Source organism: Methylobacterium sp. Leaf102 (assembly GCF_001422425.1).
Classification (GTDB): domain Bacteria; phylum Pseudomonadota; class Alphaproteobacteria; order Rhizobiales; family Beijerinckiaceae; genus Methylobacterium.
Map to the genome: position 1 here is coordinate 166,286 of NZ_LMMX01000001.1, position 19,444 is coordinate 185,729.

Here is a 19,444-nt window from a genome sequence, read left to right on the forward strand (position 1 = left end):
CGAACCAACGGATCACGGGATATGCATGTCCGTCAGGACGCGATCATGAAACTCCTTCACCGGACCCGCGTGAACGAGTTCCATCTCATCGAGGACCGTACCCATGGTCAGACCGGCGGCACGCAGGTGCTGGGCGATCTGTAGGACACGGTCGATGCAGTCGGCGGCGTGGAAGGCGCGCCCCTCGGCCGTCGCGTCGTCGGGCAGCACCGCACGGGCACGCGCCACGGTCTCGCGCAAAGGGGGATCGAGTTCGTCCAACGCCCACTGGGTGGTGCGGGCCATGATCGGCAGGAGATGCTCACCGAGCAGCATCTCGCCGGTAAAGCCGGCATCGGGCATCGCTGCGTTGTGGAAGTGGTGGCTCATGGCAGCCAGGAACACCAAGGTCGGATCGGCCCGGTAGAACGGGCTCAGGACGACCCCGTAGACCGCGACCATCAGGCAATGTTCCGCGTGATTCTCGGGTGGTTCCAACAAGATGCGGGGCTTGCCCGGACAGGTCACGCCGGCTCTCGGCTGGTGGACCAGGGCGGAAACGAACCCTGGAAGCGGGCCGGGTACGACGCCGCCCGGTTCACGCAGGCGCGCCCGAAGGCGATCGCGCAAAGCCGTGTTGACGCTGTCGGTGACGGCATCGAACCCGGCGACCAGAACTCCGGATGCGGCGGCAGGATCGAGGCCCACGGCAGCCAGGAAAGCCGCGTCGAGGTCGCAGAGGCGTGCGGCCGCCAACGCCTTGGCGGTGATGTCGAGGGCGACATCCTCCGCAGAAGCGCCGCCCGTGAGGGCACCCCATCCCTGCGCGAACAGACGCTCGGCAATGGAGCCGGTGCGGCCGGCGGCATGAACCCGCTTGAGGTCGTTGAGTTCGACCAGTAGCGGGCGCAGGGCGAGGGGGGCGGCCGGGCCGCCCTCCAGGAATATTGTCATCAGTTCACGCCGAGCCAGTCGAGGAGCATGGTCTGCTGCTTGCCGAAATCGTGCTCGGGACCGCGGCCGTTCTTGACCATGGGTGCCTTGAAGAACGACGACAGCTGCTCCTGGACGCCACCGTCGCCGCGCGACTTGGCGAGATCGAGGACGCGGGCGATCTCGATGACGAGGGGGGCCGCCAGGATCGAGTCCTTGCAGAGGAAGTTGACCTTGATCTGCATGCGCTGACCGAGGAAGCCGGTGACGTCGATGTTGTCCCAGGCTTCCTTGTCATCGCCGCGCGGCCGGTAATAGTGGATGTGGACCAGATGGTCCTCGACGGGATAGCCGAGGATCGAATCCAGCACCGTGCCCTTGGTGTTAAGCTTCGACTGGAGCGAATCCTTGTCGTTGAGGGCGAGGCCGTCACGGTTGCCGAGGATGTTCGTCGAGAACCAACCATCGACATGGAGGGCGCGGGCCTTGAGAGCCGGGGCCAGGACCGTCTTCATCATGGTCTGGCCGGTCTTGCCGTCCTTGCCGGCGACCGGAACGTTCAGGGTCTTGGCCATCTCGAGCAGGGCCGGAACGTCCGCGGCGATGCTCGGGGTGAAGTTCGCATAGGGAACGCCGCTCTTGATCGCCGCGTAAGCGTAGAGCATCGCCGGGCTGATGGATTCGTCGCTGGAATCGAGGCCCTTCTCGAAGGCTTCCGGCGAGTTCAGGGTCGCGGCGGTGAGATCGGGCCAGCGCTCCGTGGAGGCGAGATTGATCACCACCACATCGTCGAGATTGCTCTCGGCCTTGAAGCGGCGAAGGTCGTTGGCGATGACGGACACCGCCTCGCGATGGTCGGCCGCCACGATGCGGTTGGCGCCCTCGATGTTCTTGCAGAACTTCGCGCTGCCCACGGCCGGCCAAGGCTTGATGCCTTTGAGCACCTGGGCGCCGTTCTCGATGTCCTGCTGGCTCAGCACGCCGTGACCCGTGGCCGCGGAGGCGAGATCGTCGTCGTTGAGGTCCCAGCCGGCGAAGACCAGATCCTTGTAGTCGGCCAATCCGGCGACGGAGAGACCGGCCAGAGGCAATCCGTCGAGGCGGTTCGATCCGGATTTGATCATCTCGATGCCCGCGATGGCAGTGGTGGCAACTGCGCCACCCATGCCAACGAACGCAACGCCGACACGGCGACCGGTCTGCATGCTCATTGGAAAAAGGCTTCCTTCATTGGGTCCACGGGGATTGCCGCTCCGCAGAGCGGAGCCTCCCGTTAGGCCCTAGCTAACTGGACCGCGTGTGCGTCATTCCAAGTCCAGCGGGAAACGCTTTTTTGCCGCGGTCTGCCTGAACGGCGACCGAACGCTTCGTTAAAACTTCGTGAAAACAGAGCCTTAACCGTCCGTTAAGCGTGCCACGGTTGAATCACGCCGCTGTCCCATTCTGGTCACAGCCGGCGGCGAGACATCGCCGCGCTGAACAAATCGAAGCCGCGCCCATGAAGGCAGCGGCACGAACAAGGACGAAAGATGGGGGTTTTCCCGGAGCCGGCGCCCTGCGCCGACGACGTGAGCCGTCTCGTGCCCAACGAGACCTTTTCCGCAGATCCTTCCGTGGCTTGGTTGCCCCGGACTGAGCGCCGCGCGCGCCGAACCCTCGCCAAAGCTGGACGCCGGACCCTCGCCACCCTCGTGGCCGGGCTGGTGATCGGTGCGGCCCTGCCGCAAAACGCCCTGGCACCCGCAGCGGCCGCTCACGCTCGTATCGACGAGCGAGACTTTGCGATCCGCACATCAGTGCGGCCACAGGTCGAACATCAGCCAAACGCACAGGACTGGGCCGGAGTTCCCGTCATCGAGCAGGAACCGGCGACGCTGGCCCTCATCGCCGACGACCTCGCCACGCTCGTCCCGATCCGCGACGGCGCCGGAACGGAACGCCTCCGCTTCGGTGACATGGCCGTGCCCCGCGAGATCGTCGAAACGATCCTGCGCGCGGCCAGCGAGACCGGCGTCGACCCCGTCTACATGATGGCGCTCGCCGACAAGGAATCGAGCTTCTCCACCACGGTGAAGGCGGCCACCTCTTCGGCCGAAGGACTGTTCCAGTTCCTCAGCAGCACCTGGCTCGAACTCATCCGCACCTACGGCGCCCGGCACGGTCTCGAGACCGAGGCCGCTGCGGTGTCGGGGCGCGGCAGCGCCATCACGATTTCCGACGAGGCCACCCGCACCCGCGTCCTGCGCCTGCGCCAGGACCCCTATGTCGCGGCCCTGATGGCTGGGGAACTCATCAAGCGCGACCGCGGCCGGATCGAGCAGCGCATCGGCCGGGACCTCACCACGGCGGAGCTCTACTTCGCGCATTTCCTCGGGACGGCCAGCGCCGGACGCTTCCTCGCCCTGAACGCGGACAAGCCGGGCCAGGTGGCCAAGCAGGTGTTCAAGGCCGCGGCGAAGGCCAATCGCAGCCTGTTCACGGAGAAGGCCGGCAAGGGCCGACGCAGCCTCACGGTCGCGGAAGTGCGCGAGAAGATCGGCGGAATGATCGACCGGCGCCTCGATCAGTACGAGGGCGTCGCGGCCCTCGTGGCGCCCGAGGTCAAGGTCGAACTGCCGGTCCTCGAAGCCGATGCCGGGGAGGCGGCCCCCATCCACCGCGTCCGGGTGACCGAGGCGACGCCGGCTGAGTAGGGCGACGGAACATAGCCCGCCGCGAAGGAAACGGTTTAGAACCCGCACACGCGACGGCCCCGCCCCTGTGGGTGCCGACGACCGTCGAGTGCCCCCATGAATTCCGTCGACCCCGAACACCCACGTCCCGATGCGCCTTCGCCGCAGGATGCCCAAGGCAAGGATGACCGAGGCAAGGGAGCCTCGTCCGAGAGCGAAGCGGCCCGTGCCGCAGCCCGCGAGGCGGCGGCCGCAGCCCGCACCCTCGGGCGCCAACTCGGAGTCCTCCTGGGGAGTGCGGCCCGCACGGGCGGACGTGGCGCGACCGGCGCCGCGCGCGCATCGGGGCAAGCCTTCACCCGATTGGCCGGTCGCCTCGGATCCGGCCGGCGGCAAGGGCCGGAGACGGCGGCAGGGCCCGCCGCTGCGTCCCCCGTGTCCCCCACGCCCGCGCCCATTGCCGCCCCAAATCCGCGTTGGGGCGGGCGCCTGCGCGGGCGACCGGTCCTCCTGGCGATCCTCGCCCTCGTCGCCCTGCCGATGGTGCTTCTGGCCGGCCTCGTCCTCTATAGCTTCGTCACCCTGCCGCCGCTCGGCGGCGTTGTGCCGGAGGCCGGCCAACGGGCGCTCACGGTCGAGGCCGACGACGGCCGGGTCTTCGCCACACGCGGTGCGTTCCAGGGTCAGAAGCTCGTTGCCGCCGATCTGCCGCCGCACATGGCCCAGGCGATCATCGCCATCGAGGACCGGCGCTTCCGCTCGCATTGGGGCGTCGATCCGCGCGGGCTCCTGCGGGCGATGTGGCGCAACACGTCGGGCGGCGGCGTCCGCGAGGGCGGTTCGACCATCACGCAGCAATATGTCCGCCTCACCTCCCTGACCCAGGAGAAGACCCTGCGGCGCAAGATCCAGGAAGCGTTCCTGGCCCTGCGCGTCGAGGCGACGATGTCGAAGGACGACATCCTCCTGGCCTACCTCAACACCGCCTATTTCGGAGCCGGCGCCTACGGCCTCGATGCCGCCAGCCGGCGCTACTTCGGCAAGGGCGCCAAAGCGCTGACCCTGCCGGAATCGGCGATGCTCGCCGGCCTCGTGCGCGCCCCTTCGCAGCTGGCGCCCACCCGCAATTTCGGCGGCGCCAAGGAGCGGGCCGACGTCGTGCTCCAGACCATGGTGGAGACCGGCGCGATCACGGCCGTCGAGGCGGACAAGGCCCGCGCCGAGACCATCACGCTCCGGACGCCACCCGAGACCCCGCCGGGCACCAACTATTTCCTCGATCTGGTGTCGGGCGAAGCCAAGCGACTCGCCGACACCACCGGGGACGTGACCGTCCGGACCACACTGAACCTCGATCTGCAGAGTCTGGCCGAGGGTGTGGTGGCCCGGCGGATGGATGCCGAAGGGGCGAAGAAGAAGGCGGGCCAGGCCGCCATGGTGGTGATGAACAAGGAGGGCGCGATCCTCGCCATGGTGGGTGGGCGCGACTACGAGGACAGCCAGTTCAACCGCGCCACACAGGCCAAGCGTCAGGCCGGCTCCCTATTCAAGCTGTTCGTGTACCTCACCGCCTACGAGACCGGGTTCACGCCGGAGACCGTTCTCGTCGATCAGCCGACGCAGATCGGCGACTGGGAGCCGCAGAATTCCACCGGCCGGTTCAAGGGCGCGATGCCCCTGCGCTCGGCCTTCGCGCAGTCGATCAACACCGTGGCGGCGCAGCTCGCCGACGAGATCGGCATCCCGGCCGTCATCGCGACGGCCCGCCGCCTCGGCGTCGTCTCCGAGTTGCCCAACGTGCCGAGCCTCGCCCTCGGCTCGGCCGAGGTGACACTGCTGGAGATGACCCGCGCCTACGCCGGCGTGCTGGCCGGCGCCGTGCCGGTGGATGCCCACAGCGTCCATGCCATCCGGGGCGGCGCGCCGCAGCCGCTCTACCTGCGCCCCGAAGCACGGCCCGGCACAGCCCTGCCGACCCAGGCGCGGGCGATGATGCTCGATTCGCTTCAGGCCGTCGTCGACGGCGGCACCGGTAAGGCCGCGCGGGTGCAGGGCATGCCGGTGGGTGGCAAGACCGGAACGACCCAGGATTATCGCGACGCCTGGTTCGTCGGAATGACCCCGGATCTCGTCGTGGGGGTCTGGGTCGGCAACGACGACAATACGTCGATGAACCGCGTCGGCGGCGGCGACATTCCGGCCGCCCTGTTCCGGGATTTCGTCCAGCGTGCCGCCGCCCAGATGGCGCGCGGGCGCAAACGCCCCTCCGCCGCCCGGGCCGAACCGGCGCCCGCCCGGGATGTGGCACCCGCCGTGTCGGGAGCGGCGATCCGCGGCGTCCCGGAGGTGGTGGATACCGGAACCCTGGCCTTCCGCGGCCGCACGGTTAGGCTTCTGGGCGTCGACGGCGAGGGTGGAGCACTCGCCCGCCAGCTCGCACGCTATCTGCGTCGACGCGAAGTGATCTGTACGGCCGCCGCGGGGGCCGATGCCGGACCCCTGCGCTGTCAGATCGACGGCGACGACTTGGCATCCCTCATTCTCGCGGCCGGCGGCGCCCGGGCTTCGGCGGATGCCCCGTCCGATCTCCTCGCGGCCGAGGAACAAGCCCGCTCCGAGCGTGCGGGACTGTGGCGGCGGGAGCGCTGACGCCGGGGGGCACTTAGCCTCCCGCCCATGAAAAAAGTCCCGGCGAGCGAAGCTGACCGGGACTTCTCTAACGTCAGGCCCGGGGGAGACGCCGGCTCAGGCCGCCCGCACGGTGGCGAGGAAACGTCCGACTTCCGAGCCGAGATGCTCGCTCTGGCGCGAGAGGTCCGAGGCGGCGGTGAGCACGTGGCCGGCGGCCTCGCCCGTGCCGGCAGCGGCCGTCGCGACGCCACCGATATTGGCGGTGACCTCGTTGGTGCCGACGGCGGCCTGGGCCACGTTGCGCACGATCTCCTGGGTCGCGGCGCCCTGCTCCTCGACGGCGGCGGCGATGGTAGTCGCCACGGAACTCATCTCGCGGACGCGACCGGCGATGCCGTCGATGGCCGAGACGGCCTGATGGGTGGCGGCCTGGATCTCGCCGATCTGGCGCGTGATCTCCTCCGTGGCCCGCGCCGTCTGACCGGCGAGTTCCTTCACTTCTGTGGCGACGACGGCGAAGCCCCGTCCGGCCTCGCCTGCGCGCGCCGCCTCGATGGTGGCGTTGAGCGCCAACAGGTTGGTCTGGCCCGCGATGGTGGTGATCAGACCGACGACATCGCCGATCTTGGCGGCGCCCCGGCTCAGGGCCGCGACCAGACCCGCAGTCTCGGCCGCCTGCTCCACCGCACCGCTCGCGAGGCTTGCGGCCGAATCGGCCTGGCGACCGATCTCCTGCACGGACGCTCCGAGTTCCTCGGCGGCGGCAGCCACCATCGTGACGTTGGTGGCGGCGAGATCGGCGGCGACGGCCACCTGATTCGATTGGCTGCTCGTCTGCGAGGCCGTCACGGTCATGGACTGTGCGGTGGCCTGCAGTTCCGTGGAGGCCGACGACACGGCGGTGATGATGCCGCCGACGGCACCCTCGAAGGACTCGGCGAGTTCGCGCATGGCGGCCTTGCGCTGGGCTTCGACGCCGGCGCGGGCCAGCTCGGCGTCCGCTTCGAGCTGACGCGTCCGGATCATGGTGTCCTTGAAGACGGACACGGCCTGCGCCATCGCGCCGATCTCGTCGCGCTGCCCGAGCCCCGGAACAGCGACGGTGAGATCGTTGCCGGCAAGGCGGCTCATGGTGCGCGTCATGCCGTCGATGGGGCGGCCGATGCCGATCTGAAGCAGCACCAGGGCCAAACCGGCGATGAGCACCATGCCGGCCAAACCGAGCACGCTGGTGAGCCAGGCGGCATCGCTCGCCCGAACGGCCTCCTCGGCGCGAATCTTGAGTAGCGTCGACTCCACCCCGGCGATTTCCGTGGCCTTGGCGCGGAACGCATCCATGCCTGCCTTGCCGATCCCGGAGGCTTCGAGCCCGCGCGCCTCCTCCCGCGTCGCAGGATCGCGCATCAATCGGATCTCGCGCTGGGCGACCTCGTCGTGCCACCGACGCGCCAGGTCGCCGAGCGTACCCAGGCGCTCCTGTTGCGCCGCGTTGTCGGCGGTGAGCGTGCGGGCCGAGGCCAGGGAAGCCTCGAACGTCCGGGTCCCGGCGGTGAAGGGGGCCAGGAACGCGTCATCGCCCGAAATGAGGAAGCCGCGGACACCGGTTTCCCGATCGACCATCGCACCGGTGAGGCGGCTGATCTCGCCCAGGACCGCGTGGGTGTGCTCCGCCCAACGGCCCGTTTCCGAGACGACAGCCATGTTGCGCAGCGTCATGACGGATGAGGCGACGGCGACGAGGACGATCAGCGCGAGGGCCGCGCCGATCTTCGTTGCGATTCTGAGGTTACGAATTCGCGCCAACATGACACTTGCCTTGGTGAGGTCCTCCCCGGCACCGAGTCTCGGGCACCGTGGGAGAATGGGAGTTCCTCGGCAATCGCACCCCTGCCTCACCAAACGGTGAACCGTCCTAAAGTTTGTTAGAGAAGCGCAGGCGCGTCGCTGCGCGAACCACCCGCAGGCAAGCGCTACGGGCCGGCGCCGGTCCGGCACGAGCGTGGGTGCACGAGGGCGCTCTCCGCCGAAGTGGATGCCGGTTCGGCGGAAAAAAGCGCGCCAAAACACAGGCCTCGCGATGTGTCCCGGCCCAACGTGGTCGAGCGCAGCTCTAGCGGAACGGCGGTTCGTCGAAGCTCCGCAGCTTGCGCGAATGCAGGCCGTGACGGTCGGCGCGCAGGATATCGAGGGCCGAGAGACCGATGAGGAGGTGCTCGGCGACGGCACGCTCGTAGAAGGCGTTGGCGGCGCCCGGCAGCTTGATCTCGCCGTGGAGCGGCTTGTCCGACACGCACAGCAGTGTGCCGTAGGGGACCCGCAGGCGGTAGCCCTGGGCCGCGACGGTGCCGCTCTCCATGTCGACGCCGATGGCGCGCGACAGGTTGATCCGCCGCCGCTCCTGGGAGAAGCGCAGTTCCCAGTTCCGGTCGTCGTAGGTCACCACGGTGCCGGTGCGAAGGCGGCGCTTGAGGGCATCACTGGCCTCCCCGGTGACGCTGGCGGCCGCGGCCTGGAGGGCGAGTTGCACTTCGGCGAGCGCCGGCACCGGCACATCGGGCGGGACCAGCTCGTCGAGGATCCGGTCACGGCGCAGATAGCCATGAGCGAGCACGTAGTCGCCGATGGTCTGCGACTGGCGCAGACCTCCGCAATGGCCGACCATGAGCCAGCAATGCGGGCGCAGCACCGCGAGGTGATCGGTGATGGTCTTCGCGTTGGACGGACCGACGCCGATATTGACCAGGGTCGTGCCCTGCTGGCTGCCGTCGGGCCCGCGCGCCACGAGGTGATAGGCGGGCATCTGGTACTTGTGCCAGGGCGATGCGGCGATGAGCGCCGTCGGATCGACGGACGCCGCCTCCCCCTGCGAAACAGAGATGCCGCCGGGCAGGATCATCCGCTCGAAGCCGTCGTCGCCGCGCGCGAGGCGTTCGAGGCCGTGGCGGATGAAACCGTCGACGTAGCGATGGTAGTTCGTCAACAGGATCCAGGGCTGCACGTCGCCCCAGTCGCTGCCGGTGTAGTGAACGAGGCGGCGCAGGGAATAGTCGGTCCGGATCGCATCGAACAGGGCCAGGGGGCGCGGCGCGTCGGGCGCGTCCTGCCACAGGCCGTCGGCGATCTCGTCGCCCACCACGGACAGAAGGGGGACGGGAAAGTAGGTGGCGAGATCGCGGGGCGTGACTCCGCTTCGCCCGAGATCGAGGCCGGGCTCGAGGACGTAGGGATACGGGATTTCCTGCGCGCTCAAGCCGACTTCGAGGCTCGCGCCGTAGTCGCGGACCAGCGGCGTCAGCTGTTCGAGGAGATACCCGCGAAAATGTCCCGGCTGGGTCACGGTCGTGGCGTAGGTGCCCGGTGCCTGGAACTTCGCCGTCGCGCGGGTGACCTGCGGCATCGGCCCCGACGGCTGATAGGTGACGCGCAACTCGGGGTAGCGGAATTGCAGCCGCTCCGTCGCGTCGGGGGCCGGACCGCCGTCGAGGTAACGAGCCAACGCCGATTGCAGCGCATCCGTGGCCCCGGCGTGTAGGGCGGCGAGCCGGTCCACGGCGGTCTCGGGATCGGATACGGACTCCATCGGTCGCAATTCGTCGCGGATCACGGTGTCTCCTCGCTGAATCCCCACACGGGGCTGTACACCGCCGCCGCGCGTGGCGCGACCGGCCGCAGGGTTGCGGTGGGGTGCCAAAGCATCCGACATGCCGGTTCAGCCGGAGCCCTTTTCCCTATGACGCAGACCGCCGAACGCCGTCCCGGAGAGGACACCATCCCGCTGCCCGAGGCCTTCGACGCGGGCGTGTACTTCATCGGCCGCATCCGCACGCCGTGGCCCGGACGTTGGGACTGCCCGAAGAACGGCCTCCAGACCGATGCGGTCTGCACCCTGGTGCTCGATCCGGCCTATACCCCCGGCTTGCAGAACCTCTCCGGCGCGAGCCATCTCATCGTGCTTTACTGGATGGACGAGGCCGCCCGCGACATCATCCGCCAGCGCCCGCGCCATGCCGACGGGAGCCGGGGCACGTTCTCGCTTCGCTCGCCGGCCCGGCCCAACCCCATCGCCCTGTCGGTGGTGGAGAACCTCGGGATCGACGGCGTCCATGTCAGGGTCCGCGGCCTCGATTGTCGCGACGGCACGCCGTTCCTCGACATCAAGCCGTATTACGCCTCGACGGATTCGCGCCCCGACGCGACGGTGGCGCGCGCCGAGGCGGACTGATCTGGCCGAAGAATTCAGGCGGCGTGGACCTGCCCGTCGGCGCCATGCGTCTTCCGAGGCGTGCCCTTCGGCGGCGCCTTGATCCGGTACCAGCCGACATAGAGGGCCGGCAGGAAGAACAGGGTCAGGAAGGTGGCGGCGAGGATGCCGCCGATCATGGCGTAGGCCATCGGCCCCCAGAACACCTCGCGGGCGATGGGGACGAGACCGAAGCTCGCCGCCGCCGCGGTCAGCAGGATCGGACGCATGCGGTGGCAGGTGGCGTCGACCACGGCGTCCCAGGGAGCCAGCCCGTCGCGCTCGTACTCGTCGATCTGGGTCACCAGGATCACCGAGTTGCGCACGATGATGCCGATGAGGGCGAGGATTCCGAGGATCGCCACGAACCCCATGGGCTTGTCGAACAGGAGAAGGGCGGCCGCGACGCCGATGATCCCGAGGGGCGCCACGCTCGCGACGAGAAACAGCTTCTGGAAGCTCTGCAGCTGGATCATCAGGAACACCGCCATGGTCAGCAGCATCACGGGGGCCACCGCCGCGATGGGGCCCTGGCCCTTGGCGCTCTCCTCCACGGCGCCGCCCACCGCGAGGGTGTAGCCGTCGGGGAGCGACTTTCCGAAGGCGGTGATGCTCTTGTCGAGCTCGGTCACCACGGTCTGGGGCTGGGTGCCGTCCGCGATGGAGGCGCGGACCGTGATGGTCGGCAAGCGGTCCCGGCGCCAGACGATGGGCTGCTCCAGCTCGTAGCCGATGGTGGCGAAGGCGAGCAGCGGCACCACGCTGCCGTTGGCCAGCGGAATCTGCAGGGTCTGGAGGGTGTCGAGGGAGTTGCGCTCCACTGCCTGGGCACGGCCGACCACGTCGACGAGGTAGATCGAATCGCGCACCTGGGTGATGGCCCGGCCACCGACGATGCCGTTGAGCAGCCCGGCGATATCCTCGGACGTGACACCGAGCTGGCGCGCCTTGTCCTGGATGATGTCGACCTTCAGCACCTTGCCGGGCTCGTTCCAGTCGAAGGTCGGAACGTTGAGGTGGGCATTGCCGCCGACGATGTTGGCGAGCGCCAGAGCGTGCCCACGCAGGGCCTGGAGATCGGGACCGCTGAGGCGGTACTGCACCGGACGTCCCACGGGCGGGCCGAGGTCGAGGGAGTGGATGAGGAAGTCGGTGCCCACGAACTGGTCTCGGGCCAGCGCCTCGAGCTTCGTCTTCATGCGCTCGCGCGCTTCGATGGATTTCGTCTCGATGACGATCTGGCCGAAGAAGGCATTGCCGAGCTGCTGGTCGAGGGGCAGGTAGAAGCGTACGGCGCCCTGACCGACATAGGAACTCCAGCGCGCGATCTCGGGATCGCCCTTCAGGGTCGCCTCGAAGCGGTCCATCTGGGCCTTGGTCTCGGCGATGCTGGCATTCTGCGGAAGCGTCATGTCGACAAGGAGTTCGGGCCGGTCGGAAGCCGGGAAGAACTGCTGCTGGACGTGGCCCATGCCGACGATGGCGGCGGCCAGGAGGCCGATGCAGGCCGCCACCGTGGTCCAGCGCCAGCGCATGGCGGCGAGCAGCGCCGCCGTGAACATCCGCATCAGGCGACCGGGCCTGTCGTGGTCCTTGTGCTTCATGGTCGCCGGCAGGAGCTTCACGCCGATGAGGGGCGCGAACAGCACCGCCACCACCCAGGAGACGAGGAGCGACGCGGCGATGACGACGAACAGGCTGTAGGTGTACTCGCCCGCAGAGGACCCGTTAAAACCGATGGGCAGGAAGCCCGCCACGGTCACGAGGGTGCCGGTCAGCATCGGGAAGGCCGTGGAGGTGTAGGCGAAGGTCGCGGCTTTCTTGAGGTTGTCGCCGACTTCCAGGCGCGCCACCATCATCTCGACGGTGATCATCGCGTCGTCCACGAGCAATCCGAGGGCGATGATGAGGGCGCCGAGGGAGATGCGCTGGAGGGTCACCCCCATCACCTGCATCACCACGAACACGATGGCGAGCACCAAGGGGATCGACAGGGAGACCACGAGGCCGGCGCGCCAGCCGAGGCTGACGAAGCTGACGGCGAGCACGATGACCACCGCCTCCACCAGGGCCTTGGTGAAGCCGCCCACAGCCTCCTCCACGATCTTGGGCTGATCCGACACGAGATGGATGCCGACGCCTACGGGCAACTCGCCTTCGAGCTTGCGCATGCGAGCCTTGAGGTCGTGGCCGAAGGTGAGGAGATTACCCGATGGCTGCATGGCGATGGCGAGACCGATGGCCGGCTCGCCGTTGAAGCGGAACAGGGCGGTCGGTGGATCGGTGAAGCCGCGTGAGATCTCCGCGACGTCCGACAGGCGGAAGAAACGGTCGTTGACCCGCAGATTGATGGCCCTGAGACTGTCCTCGGAGATAAATTGCCCGCCGACCCTTACGGAGACCCGCTCGGGCCCGGCCTGGATCACACCGGACGGCGTGATGGCGTTCTGGGATTGCAGGGTTCTGATCACGGAATTCATGTCGAGGCCGAGGCCCGCGAGCTTTCGCACGGAGAAGTCGAGGTAGATCACCTCGTCCTGGGCACCGAGGAGGATCATCTTCCCGGCGTTGGGCACCGACTTCACCGCAGCGCGCACCCGTTCCACGTAGTCGCGGAGCTGGCGCATGCTGACGCCGTCCGCCGTGAAGGCGTAGACGTTGCCGAACACGTCACCGAACTCGTCGTTGAAGAACGGGCCCTGCATTCCCTGCGGGAACGTGCCTTGGATATCGCCGATGCGCTTCCTGACCTGATAGAAGATCGCCGGAATCGTCTTCGGCGGCGTAGTCTCGCGCAATTGCACGAACACCGTGGCCTGGCCGGGCGTGGTGTAGGAGCGGCTGAAATCGACGGCGTCGATCTGCTGCAGTTCCTTCTCGATTCGCTCGGTCACCTGATCGAGGGTGTCGCCGATGGTGGCGCCGGGCCAACGCGCCTGCACGATCATGGTCTTGATGGCGAAGGGCGGGTCCTCCTCGCGGCCGAGCTTCTCGTAGGCCAGCACGCCGGCGATCACCGAGATCAGCATCAGGAACCAGACGAAGGAGCGGTGCTCCAGGGCCCATTCCGACAGGTTGAAGTTCTTCACGGGGTCAGTCTCGCTTCCGACCGGTTACGGCGTGGCGTCGGGCAGGCGCACGGCCTGGCCTTCGCTCAGCGAATGGATGCCGGCGACGACCACGCGGTCGCCGGCGGCCAGGCCTTGTGTGACGGTGGCGCGGCTGCCGTTCCGTCCCGTCACGGTGACGGGACGGCGGGTCACGGCCTTGCCGCTCGCGTCCACGAGCCAGACCGAATCCTGGCCATCCGTATTCAACAGTGCCGTCGCCGGCAGGACGAAGCGGGGCGTGACGTTCCGCGAGAGGGAGACCGTGAGGGTCGAGCCGAGGCGGAAGGCCGGCGAAGGAGCGAGCAGGGTCATGCGGATGCGCCGGGTCCGGGTGACACGGTCGGCGAACGGCGCGGTCTCGCGGACCTTGGCCGTGGCCGTCACGTCGGGTGCGCTCTGGAGGGCGACGGTGAAGACCGCGTCCTTCGGCATGGCGCCGACGAGGTCCTCCGGGATGTCGACCACCGCCTCGCGCTCCTCGGGGCGAGCGAGGGTCAGCACCGCCTGGCCGGCGCTGAGCACCTGACCGACTTCGGCCGACCGCACGGTGACGACGCCGTCGAAATCGGCGTGGAGTTCGGTGTAGCCGATCTGGTCGCGGGCCTTCTGGAGGCTGGACTGGGCCTGGGCGAGACGGGCCTGGGCGGTGTCGCGGCTGGCGACCGCGCTGTCGAGCTGGGCCTGGGTGACGTTTCCGCCGGCGAGCAGCTTGCGGCGGCGGTTCTCCGTCGCGCCGGCATTCTCGGCCTGGGCCTCGGCATCGGCGAGGTCCGCCTCCGCACGTGTCAGGGCGAAGCGCGGCACGACGGGATCGAGGGCGGCGAGGCGCTGCCCTTTCTTCACGACATCGCCCACGGTCACGTCGCGGGCCACCATGCGTCCGGCGATCTGGAAGCCGATCTCCGACTGGTAGCGCGGTGCCACGACCCCCGCGAAGGGGCCGAAGACTTCCGTTGCGACCGATTTGGCCGTGGTGGTCAGCACTGGGCGAACAGGGGCCGGACCGGCCTCCTGCTCCGGCTTGCAGCCCCCCAAGACGAGGACCGCGAGGAAAGCCACGACGGCAGGAGCGGGGTGATGGTTCATGGGGCAACCCCCAGGGTCTGGGCGACGGCGACGACCTGGCCCGGTCGGAGCAGTTGGATACCGGCGATGACCACTTCCTCGCCGGGCTCGATCCCGCCCGCCAACGCGATGGTATCGGGGGCGTAGCGCTCCAGGGTGACCTTGCGCGGCGCCACGGTGCCGTCCTTCGGATCACGTACCCACACCGCAGGACCATCCTGCCAGCGGTAGAGGGCCGACCACGGCAGGACGATGGCCTGGCGCGCGTGGAACTTGCCGGTGCCGATCACCACGGCGCCGAGGCTCATGCCCGGCGGGGTCGCTTGGAGCCCGACCTTGACCCTCACGGTGCCGGAAGCGGAATCCACGCTCGGCGAAATTTCGCGCACGCGGCCCACCGCCGTTACCTTGGGGTCGGCCTGGAGGGCGACGGCGACGGTCTCGCTTTCGGGTGGTGCCGCCAGCACCGCCTCGAAGATGTTGAACACCGCGTCGCGCGGGCCGTCCTGCGCCATGACCATCACGGTCTGGCCGGCCTGGACCACTTGGCCGACCTCGAAGGTTCGGCTGAGCACGATTCCGTCGACCCCGGCCTTGAGATCCGTGTAGGAAAATTGCTCCTGGGCCGTGCCGAGGGCCGCCTTGGCGGATTCCACCGCCGCCTGCGTGGTGCGCAACTGCTGCTCGGCGTCGTCGTAGCTCGGCCGCGTGGTGTAGCCGCCGGCCATCAGGCTTTCCTGGCGCTTGAAGCTGACCTTGGCCTGCGTCAGCAGGGCTTCGGCCGACGTCAGGGCCGCCTTCGCGTTGTCGAGGTTGGCCCGCTGCTCCTGCGGATCGAGGCGCGCCAGAACCTGATCGGCCCGGATGTGATCGCCGACCTCGACGAGGCGGCTGGCGATCTTGCCGGCGGTGCGGAACGAGACGTTGACCTGAGACTGCGCCTCGATGTCCCCGGTGAAGATGAGGTCCGAACTGATGGTGGTGCGCTGGGCCACCACCGTGCGAACCAGGGCGAGCTCTTGGCTCCTGTCGGTGCCGGCCATCCTGTCCGCGCCAGAACGAACGCTCTCGTCGGCCGCCGCGGGGACGGGAACTGCGGCAAGGACGGCCACGGTCACGAAAAGCGCCGCGCCGAGGAGAGCCGGCCAGGATCGGATCGGTGAAAAATCCGTCATCGCTTCCCGCTCGTCCCTCGCGCGACCCTATCGGTGGCGATCCTTATCGGCTATCTTACCGACCGTCCAGACGGTTTTTAGAAATAGGAACGTGATGACCAAACCGCGCACGCGGCGCGAAGACCGCCCGGCGATCATCCTCGATGCGGCCGAGCGCCTGATCCGCCGCGTGGGGACACGCACCCTGACCATCGATGCGGTGGCGGCGGAGGCCGGCCTGAGCAAGGGCGGCGTGCTGCATCATTACAGCTCGAAAGACGCGCTGATCCAGGCGCTGGCCGAGCGCAAGCTCGGGATGATCCGCGACAGCATCGCGGCCCACGAGGCGGCTCAGGGACCCGGTCCGGCCGCTCTCCCTCTGGCGCTCATCGCCCATGTCCGGCAGGTCTACGCCGACGAAGAGGGATTTCCCCGCGCCCTCCTGCTGGCATCGGCGGAGAATCCCGAGGCCTTCGCAGGCTTCAACACATTCCTGAAGGACCGCCTCGCCCAGATGGAAGACGTCGCCCGCTGCCCCGGCGCGGGTGCGGTGCTGACCTTCGCGACGCTCGGCCTGCTCCTGACGCGGACGCTCGGCTTCCACACCATCGAGGGTGCGGATCTGGCTCGATTGTTCGACGCCATGGAGCGATTCGCGCGGGATCTTCCCAAAGGCGACCCGGACCGGGCGTGACGCTCAGGCGGCCTGCGCCGCCATGGCCTCGAACACACCGGCATGGCGGGCCGCGAGGGCATCGATATCGGTTGCGTAGCCGCCGCCGATCACCGCCACGAGGGGAATGTTGCGGGATCGCGCCGCCGCGACGACCAAGCGGTCCCGAGCGGACAGCCCCGCATCCGTGAGGGCGAGGCGACCGAGACGATCGTCGCGGTGGGGATCGACGCCGGCGTTGTAGAAGACGAGATCCGGAGCGAGCGCATCGAGGAGGGGGCCGACATGGGCTCCTAGAGCGGCGAGGTATGCCGCGTCCTCGAGCCCGTCGGGCAGGCCGACATCGCGGTCGCCTGCGATCTTGCGGGCCGGGTAGTTCCTCTCGGCGTGGAGCGAGAACGTGAACAGGTCCGGCGTGCCCGACAGGCAATCGGCGGTGCCATCGCCCTGGTGCACGTCGCAATCGATCACCACGGCGCGGGCGATGGTGCCCTCCCGGTGAAGGGTACGGGCCGCGATGGCGACATCGTTGAAGATGCAGAACCCGGCCCCGCCGCTGCGGCGGGCATGGTGACTCCCCCCGGCGGCGCTTCCCGCGAGGCCATGCGCCAGGGCGAGTCGCGCCGCCAGCAGGGTCCCGGCGACGGAGGCCCGCGAACGCGCGACCACGCTCGCTTCCACGGGCAGCCCGATCTCCCGCGCGACGGCGCGCGGGACGTCGTGGGCGAAGACGGATTCGACGTAGGCCCGGTCGTGCACCCCGGCGATGAGATCCACATCCGCCGGCTCGGGACGCACGAATCCCCCCGGCGCGAGGCCCCGCGCCTGGAGGATCTCGGACAGGCGGCGGTACTTGCCCATGGGGAAGCGGTGCCCGTCCGGCAGGCTCGCCTGATAGTCCGGGTGATAGACGATGGGCGGGACCGTCACGCCCCCGCGGCCTCCGCTCCGTGGACCATCCCCCGCATTCCCGCCCTTACGCCGCCCATCCCGCAGACCTTGTCATACGACTGAAGCCGAGGGGCTGTTAGGGCCGTTCGGACGACCGGGGCGCGGCACGATGTCGGCCTCGGCGCGGGAGACCCGGACATGATGGACGCCTGGACCGGAACGGACCTTGCCCTGATCTTGTGTCTCGCCCTGACGCTGATCAACTTCGCCAGCCTCGGGCTGGCGGGTCTGCGTCTCGGGGGACGGCGCGGCGCCTCGATCTTCCCCACGAAAGCGCCGATCTCCCTGGTGCGCCCGGTCTGCGGCCTCGAGGCCTTCAGCGAGGAGATGCTCACCCGGGGCTTTCGCCTCGAGCATCCTGACTACGAACTCATCTTCTGCGTGGCCGACCGGGCCGACCCCATCGTGCCCCTGCTCCACCGCCTGATGGCCGCTCATCCAGAGATTCCGTCCCGCCTCATCGTCGGCGACGAGCGGATCAGCGACAATCCGAAGCTCAACAATTGCGTCCGCGGCTGGGAGGCGGCGCGTCACGACTGGGTGGTGTTGGCCGATTCCAACGTCCTGATGCCACCGGATTATCTCCAGCGGCTCCAGTCGGCATGGCGTCACGACACCGGCCTCGTCTGCTCGACGCCCATCGGCGCGCGACCGGATGGCTTCATCGCCGAGATCGAATGCGCGTTCCTCAACACCCTCCAGGCCCGTTGGCAATATGCCGGCGAGGCCGTGGGCTTCGGCTTCGCCCAAGGCAAGAGCATGCTGTGGCACAAGCCGTTCCTGGAAGCCCGCGGCGGCATCCGTGCCCTCGCGGCCGAGATCGCCGAGGACGCGGCGGCGACGAAGCTCGTGCGGGCGGCCGGCGCCCGGGTCCATCTCGTGGCGAGCCCGTTCGAGCAGCCCCTGGGGCGGCGAAAGCCCGCCGAAGTCTGGGCGCGCCAGTTGCGCTGGGCGCGCCTGCGCCGCGTCACCTTTCCGGCGTTCTTCGCACCCGAGATCGGCACCGGTCCGGTCCTGCCATTCGGCATCGCCCTCCTGTCGGTTCCATCGACGACCCTCGCGGGTTGGCTGTGCGCTCTGGCCGCCCTCTGGTACAGCGCGGAGTACGGCCTCGCGGTTCGAGCTGGATGGTATCGTGGGCCGCGCCTTCTCCTCGCCTTCCTCGTCCGCGACGCCGTCTTCCCGGTGATCTGGATCGGCGCCTGGATGCGGGGCGCGGTTCTCTGGCGCGGCAACCCCATGGATATCCGACCGAAGGCACCGGCCCGCCTGAGCACCCGGGTGACGGCGGCCTGAGCTTCCGGTGCGGCCGGCGCCCTGGTAAGCCGCCCGTCATGAAGATCGGCATCCTCGAGACCGGCGATCCGCCCGAGCGCTTGAGTGACCGCTACCCGTCCTACGGGCGGATGGTGGCCGATCTCGTCGGGCCCGGCCATGCCTATACGCACTATGCCGTCGCGCGTGGGACCCTTCCGGCGGGCCCCTCGGAGCAGGACGCCTACCTCATCACCGGGTCCCCAGCGGGCGTCTACGAACCGCTGCCCTGGATCGCCGCCCTCATCGGGTTCCTGCGCACGGTGCCGCCCGAAACGCCGCTGGTGGGCATCTGCTTCGGTCATCAGGTCATGGCCGCCGCCTTCGGCGGGCGGGTGGCGAAATCGCCCAAGGGCTGGGGCATCGGCCTGCATACCTACCGGGTCCAGGCACGCGCACTCTGGATGGACGACGTCACCGAAATCGCCGTCCCGGCGATCCATCAGGATCAGGTTCTGGAGCCGCCGCCCGGCACCCTGACCCTCGCGGGCAGCAGCTTCACGCCGTACGGCATCCTCAATTACCGCGACCGGCGCGCAATCTCGTTCCAGGTCCACCCGGAATTCGCGTCCGACTACGCCCTGGCCCTCGTCGCCGGCCACAGCCCTGCGGTACCGCACGAGCCGGCGGTGCACGCAGCGGCCCTCGCCTCGCTGGCGCGAGCCAACGACGGACCACGCCTCGGCGGCTGGATCAGGCGATTTCTGGAGACCGGAGCGTGA

14 protein-coding genes are annotated in these 19,444 nt (G+C 68.8%); 6 read left to right on the forward strand and 8 right to left on the reverse strand.

Annotated features, from left to right (window positions below):
* Positions 1-12: 12 nt before the first annotated feature.
* Complete coding sequence (locus ASF27_RS00705) at positions 13-933, reverse strand: hypothetical protein (RefSeq protein WP_056356998.1); 921 nt, start codon at positions 931-933, stop codon at positions 13-15.
* On the reverse strand, positions 933-2,123 hold the full coding sequence (locus ASF27_RS00710) for an inositol-3-phosphate synthase (RefSeq protein WP_056171764.1): 1,191 nt from the start codon (positions 2,121-2,123) through the stop codon (positions 933-935). The genes ASF27_RS00705 and ASF27_RS00710 overlap by 1 nt, the downstream gene beginning before the upstream one ends.
* A 402-nt stretch (positions 2,124-2,525) precedes the next feature.
* Between ASF27_RS00710 and ASF27_RS00715 the strand changes: the two genes are divergently transcribed.
* Both ASF27_RS00715 and ASF27_RS00720 read left to right on the forward strand, forming a co-directional pair.
* Positions 2,526-3,605, forward strand: coding sequence for a transglycosylase SLT domain-containing protein (locus ASF27_RS00715; RefSeq protein ID WP_347379628.1), 1,080 nt, complete (start codon positions 2,526-2,528; stop codon positions 3,603-3,605).
* A 414-nt stretch (positions 3,606-4,019) separates the two neighbouring features.
* Positions 4,020-6,233: a PBP1A family penicillin-binding protein gene (locus tag ASF27_RS00720; protein WP_244480890.1), complete on the forward strand. Its 2,214-nt coding sequence runs from the start codon at positions 4,020-4,022 to the stop codon at positions 6,231-6,233.
* A gap of 96 nt (positions 6,234-6,329) precedes the next feature.
* Here ASF27_RS00720 and ASF27_RS00725 read toward each other — a convergent pair whose 3' ends face one another.
* Both ASF27_RS00725 and ASF27_RS00730 read right to left on the reverse strand, forming a co-directional pair.
* Positions 6,330-8,021: a CHASE3 domain-containing protein gene (locus ASF27_RS00725; RefSeq protein WP_056171769.1), complete on the reverse strand. Its 1,692-nt coding sequence runs from the start codon at positions 8,019-8,021 to the stop codon at positions 6,330-6,332.
* Positions 8,022-8,325: 304 nt separating this feature from the next.
* Positions 8,326-9,795, reverse strand: coding sequence for an AMP nucleosidase (locus ASF27_RS00730; RefSeq protein ID WP_210166257.1), 1,470 nt, complete (start codon positions 9,793-9,795; stop codon positions 8,326-8,328).
* 150 nt (positions 9,796-9,945) lie between these two features.
* Between ASF27_RS00730 and tsaA the strand changes: the two genes are divergently transcribed.
* Entirely contained in the window at positions 9,946-10,437 is a 492-nt protein-coding gene (tsaA, locus tag ASF27_RS00735) for a tRNA (N6-threonylcarbamoyladenosine(37)-N6)-methyltransferase TrmO (RefSeq protein ID WP_056357007.1), read from the forward strand.
* 14 nt (positions 10,438-10,451) lie between these two features.
* Here the strand turns inward: tsaA and ASF27_RS00740 are convergent, their stop codons facing one another.
* The 3 genes from ASF27_RS00740 to ASF27_RS00750 are packed head-to-tail and all read right to left on the reverse strand — an operon-like array spanning position 10,452 to position 15,673.
* A complete protein-coding gene (locus tag ASF27_RS00740; protein WP_056265998.1) occupies positions 10,452-13,544 on the reverse strand; it encodes an efflux RND transporter permease subunit in 3,093 nt (1,030 codons plus the stop codon).
* 24 nt (positions 13,545-13,568) lie between these two features.
* Positions 13,569-14,651, reverse strand: coding sequence for an efflux RND transporter periplasmic adaptor subunit (locus tag ASF27_RS00745; protein WP_056357010.1), 1,083 nt, complete (start codon positions 14,649-14,651; stop codon positions 13,569-13,571).
* Positions 14,648-15,673 carry an efflux RND transporter periplasmic adaptor subunit gene (locus ASF27_RS00750; protein WP_156467412.1) on the reverse strand — a complete coding sequence of 342 codons (1,026 nt, stop codon included), beginning with the start codon at positions 15,671-15,673 and terminating at the stop codon, positions 14,648-14,650. Before ASF27_RS00750 ends, ASF27_RS00745 begins: the two co-directional genes overlap by 4 nt.
* A gap of 226 nt (positions 15,674-15,899) precedes the next feature.
* On the opposite strand from ASF27_RS00750, the gene ASF27_RS00755 reads away from it, so the two are divergent.
* A complete protein-coding gene (locus ASF27_RS00755; RefSeq protein ID WP_056302681.1) occupies positions 15,900-16,478 on the forward strand; it encodes a TetR/AcrR family transcriptional regulator in 579 nt (192 codons plus the stop codon).
* Positions 16,479-16,481: 3 nt separating this feature from the next.
* Here the strand turns inward: ASF27_RS00755 and ASF27_RS00760 are convergent, their stop codons facing one another.
* Entirely contained in the window at positions 16,482-17,387 is a 906-nt protein-coding gene (locus tag ASF27_RS00760; RefSeq protein WP_056266004.1) for a histone deacetylase, read from the reverse strand.
* Between the two features lie 159 nt (positions 17,388-17,546).
* Here ASF27_RS00760 and ASF27_RS00765 point away from each other — a divergent pair, with 159 nt between their 5' ends.
* A complete protein-coding gene (locus tag ASF27_RS00765; protein ID WP_056357018.1) occupies positions 17,547-18,704 on the forward strand; it encodes a ceramide glucosyltransferase in 1,158 nt (385 codons plus the stop codon).
* Positions 18,705-18,742: 38 nt separating this feature from the next.
* Positions 18,743-19,444, forward strand: coding sequence for a glutamine amidotransferase (locus tag ASF27_RS00770; RefSeq protein ID WP_056357021.1), 702 nt, complete (start codon positions 18,743-18,745; stop codon positions 19,442-19,444).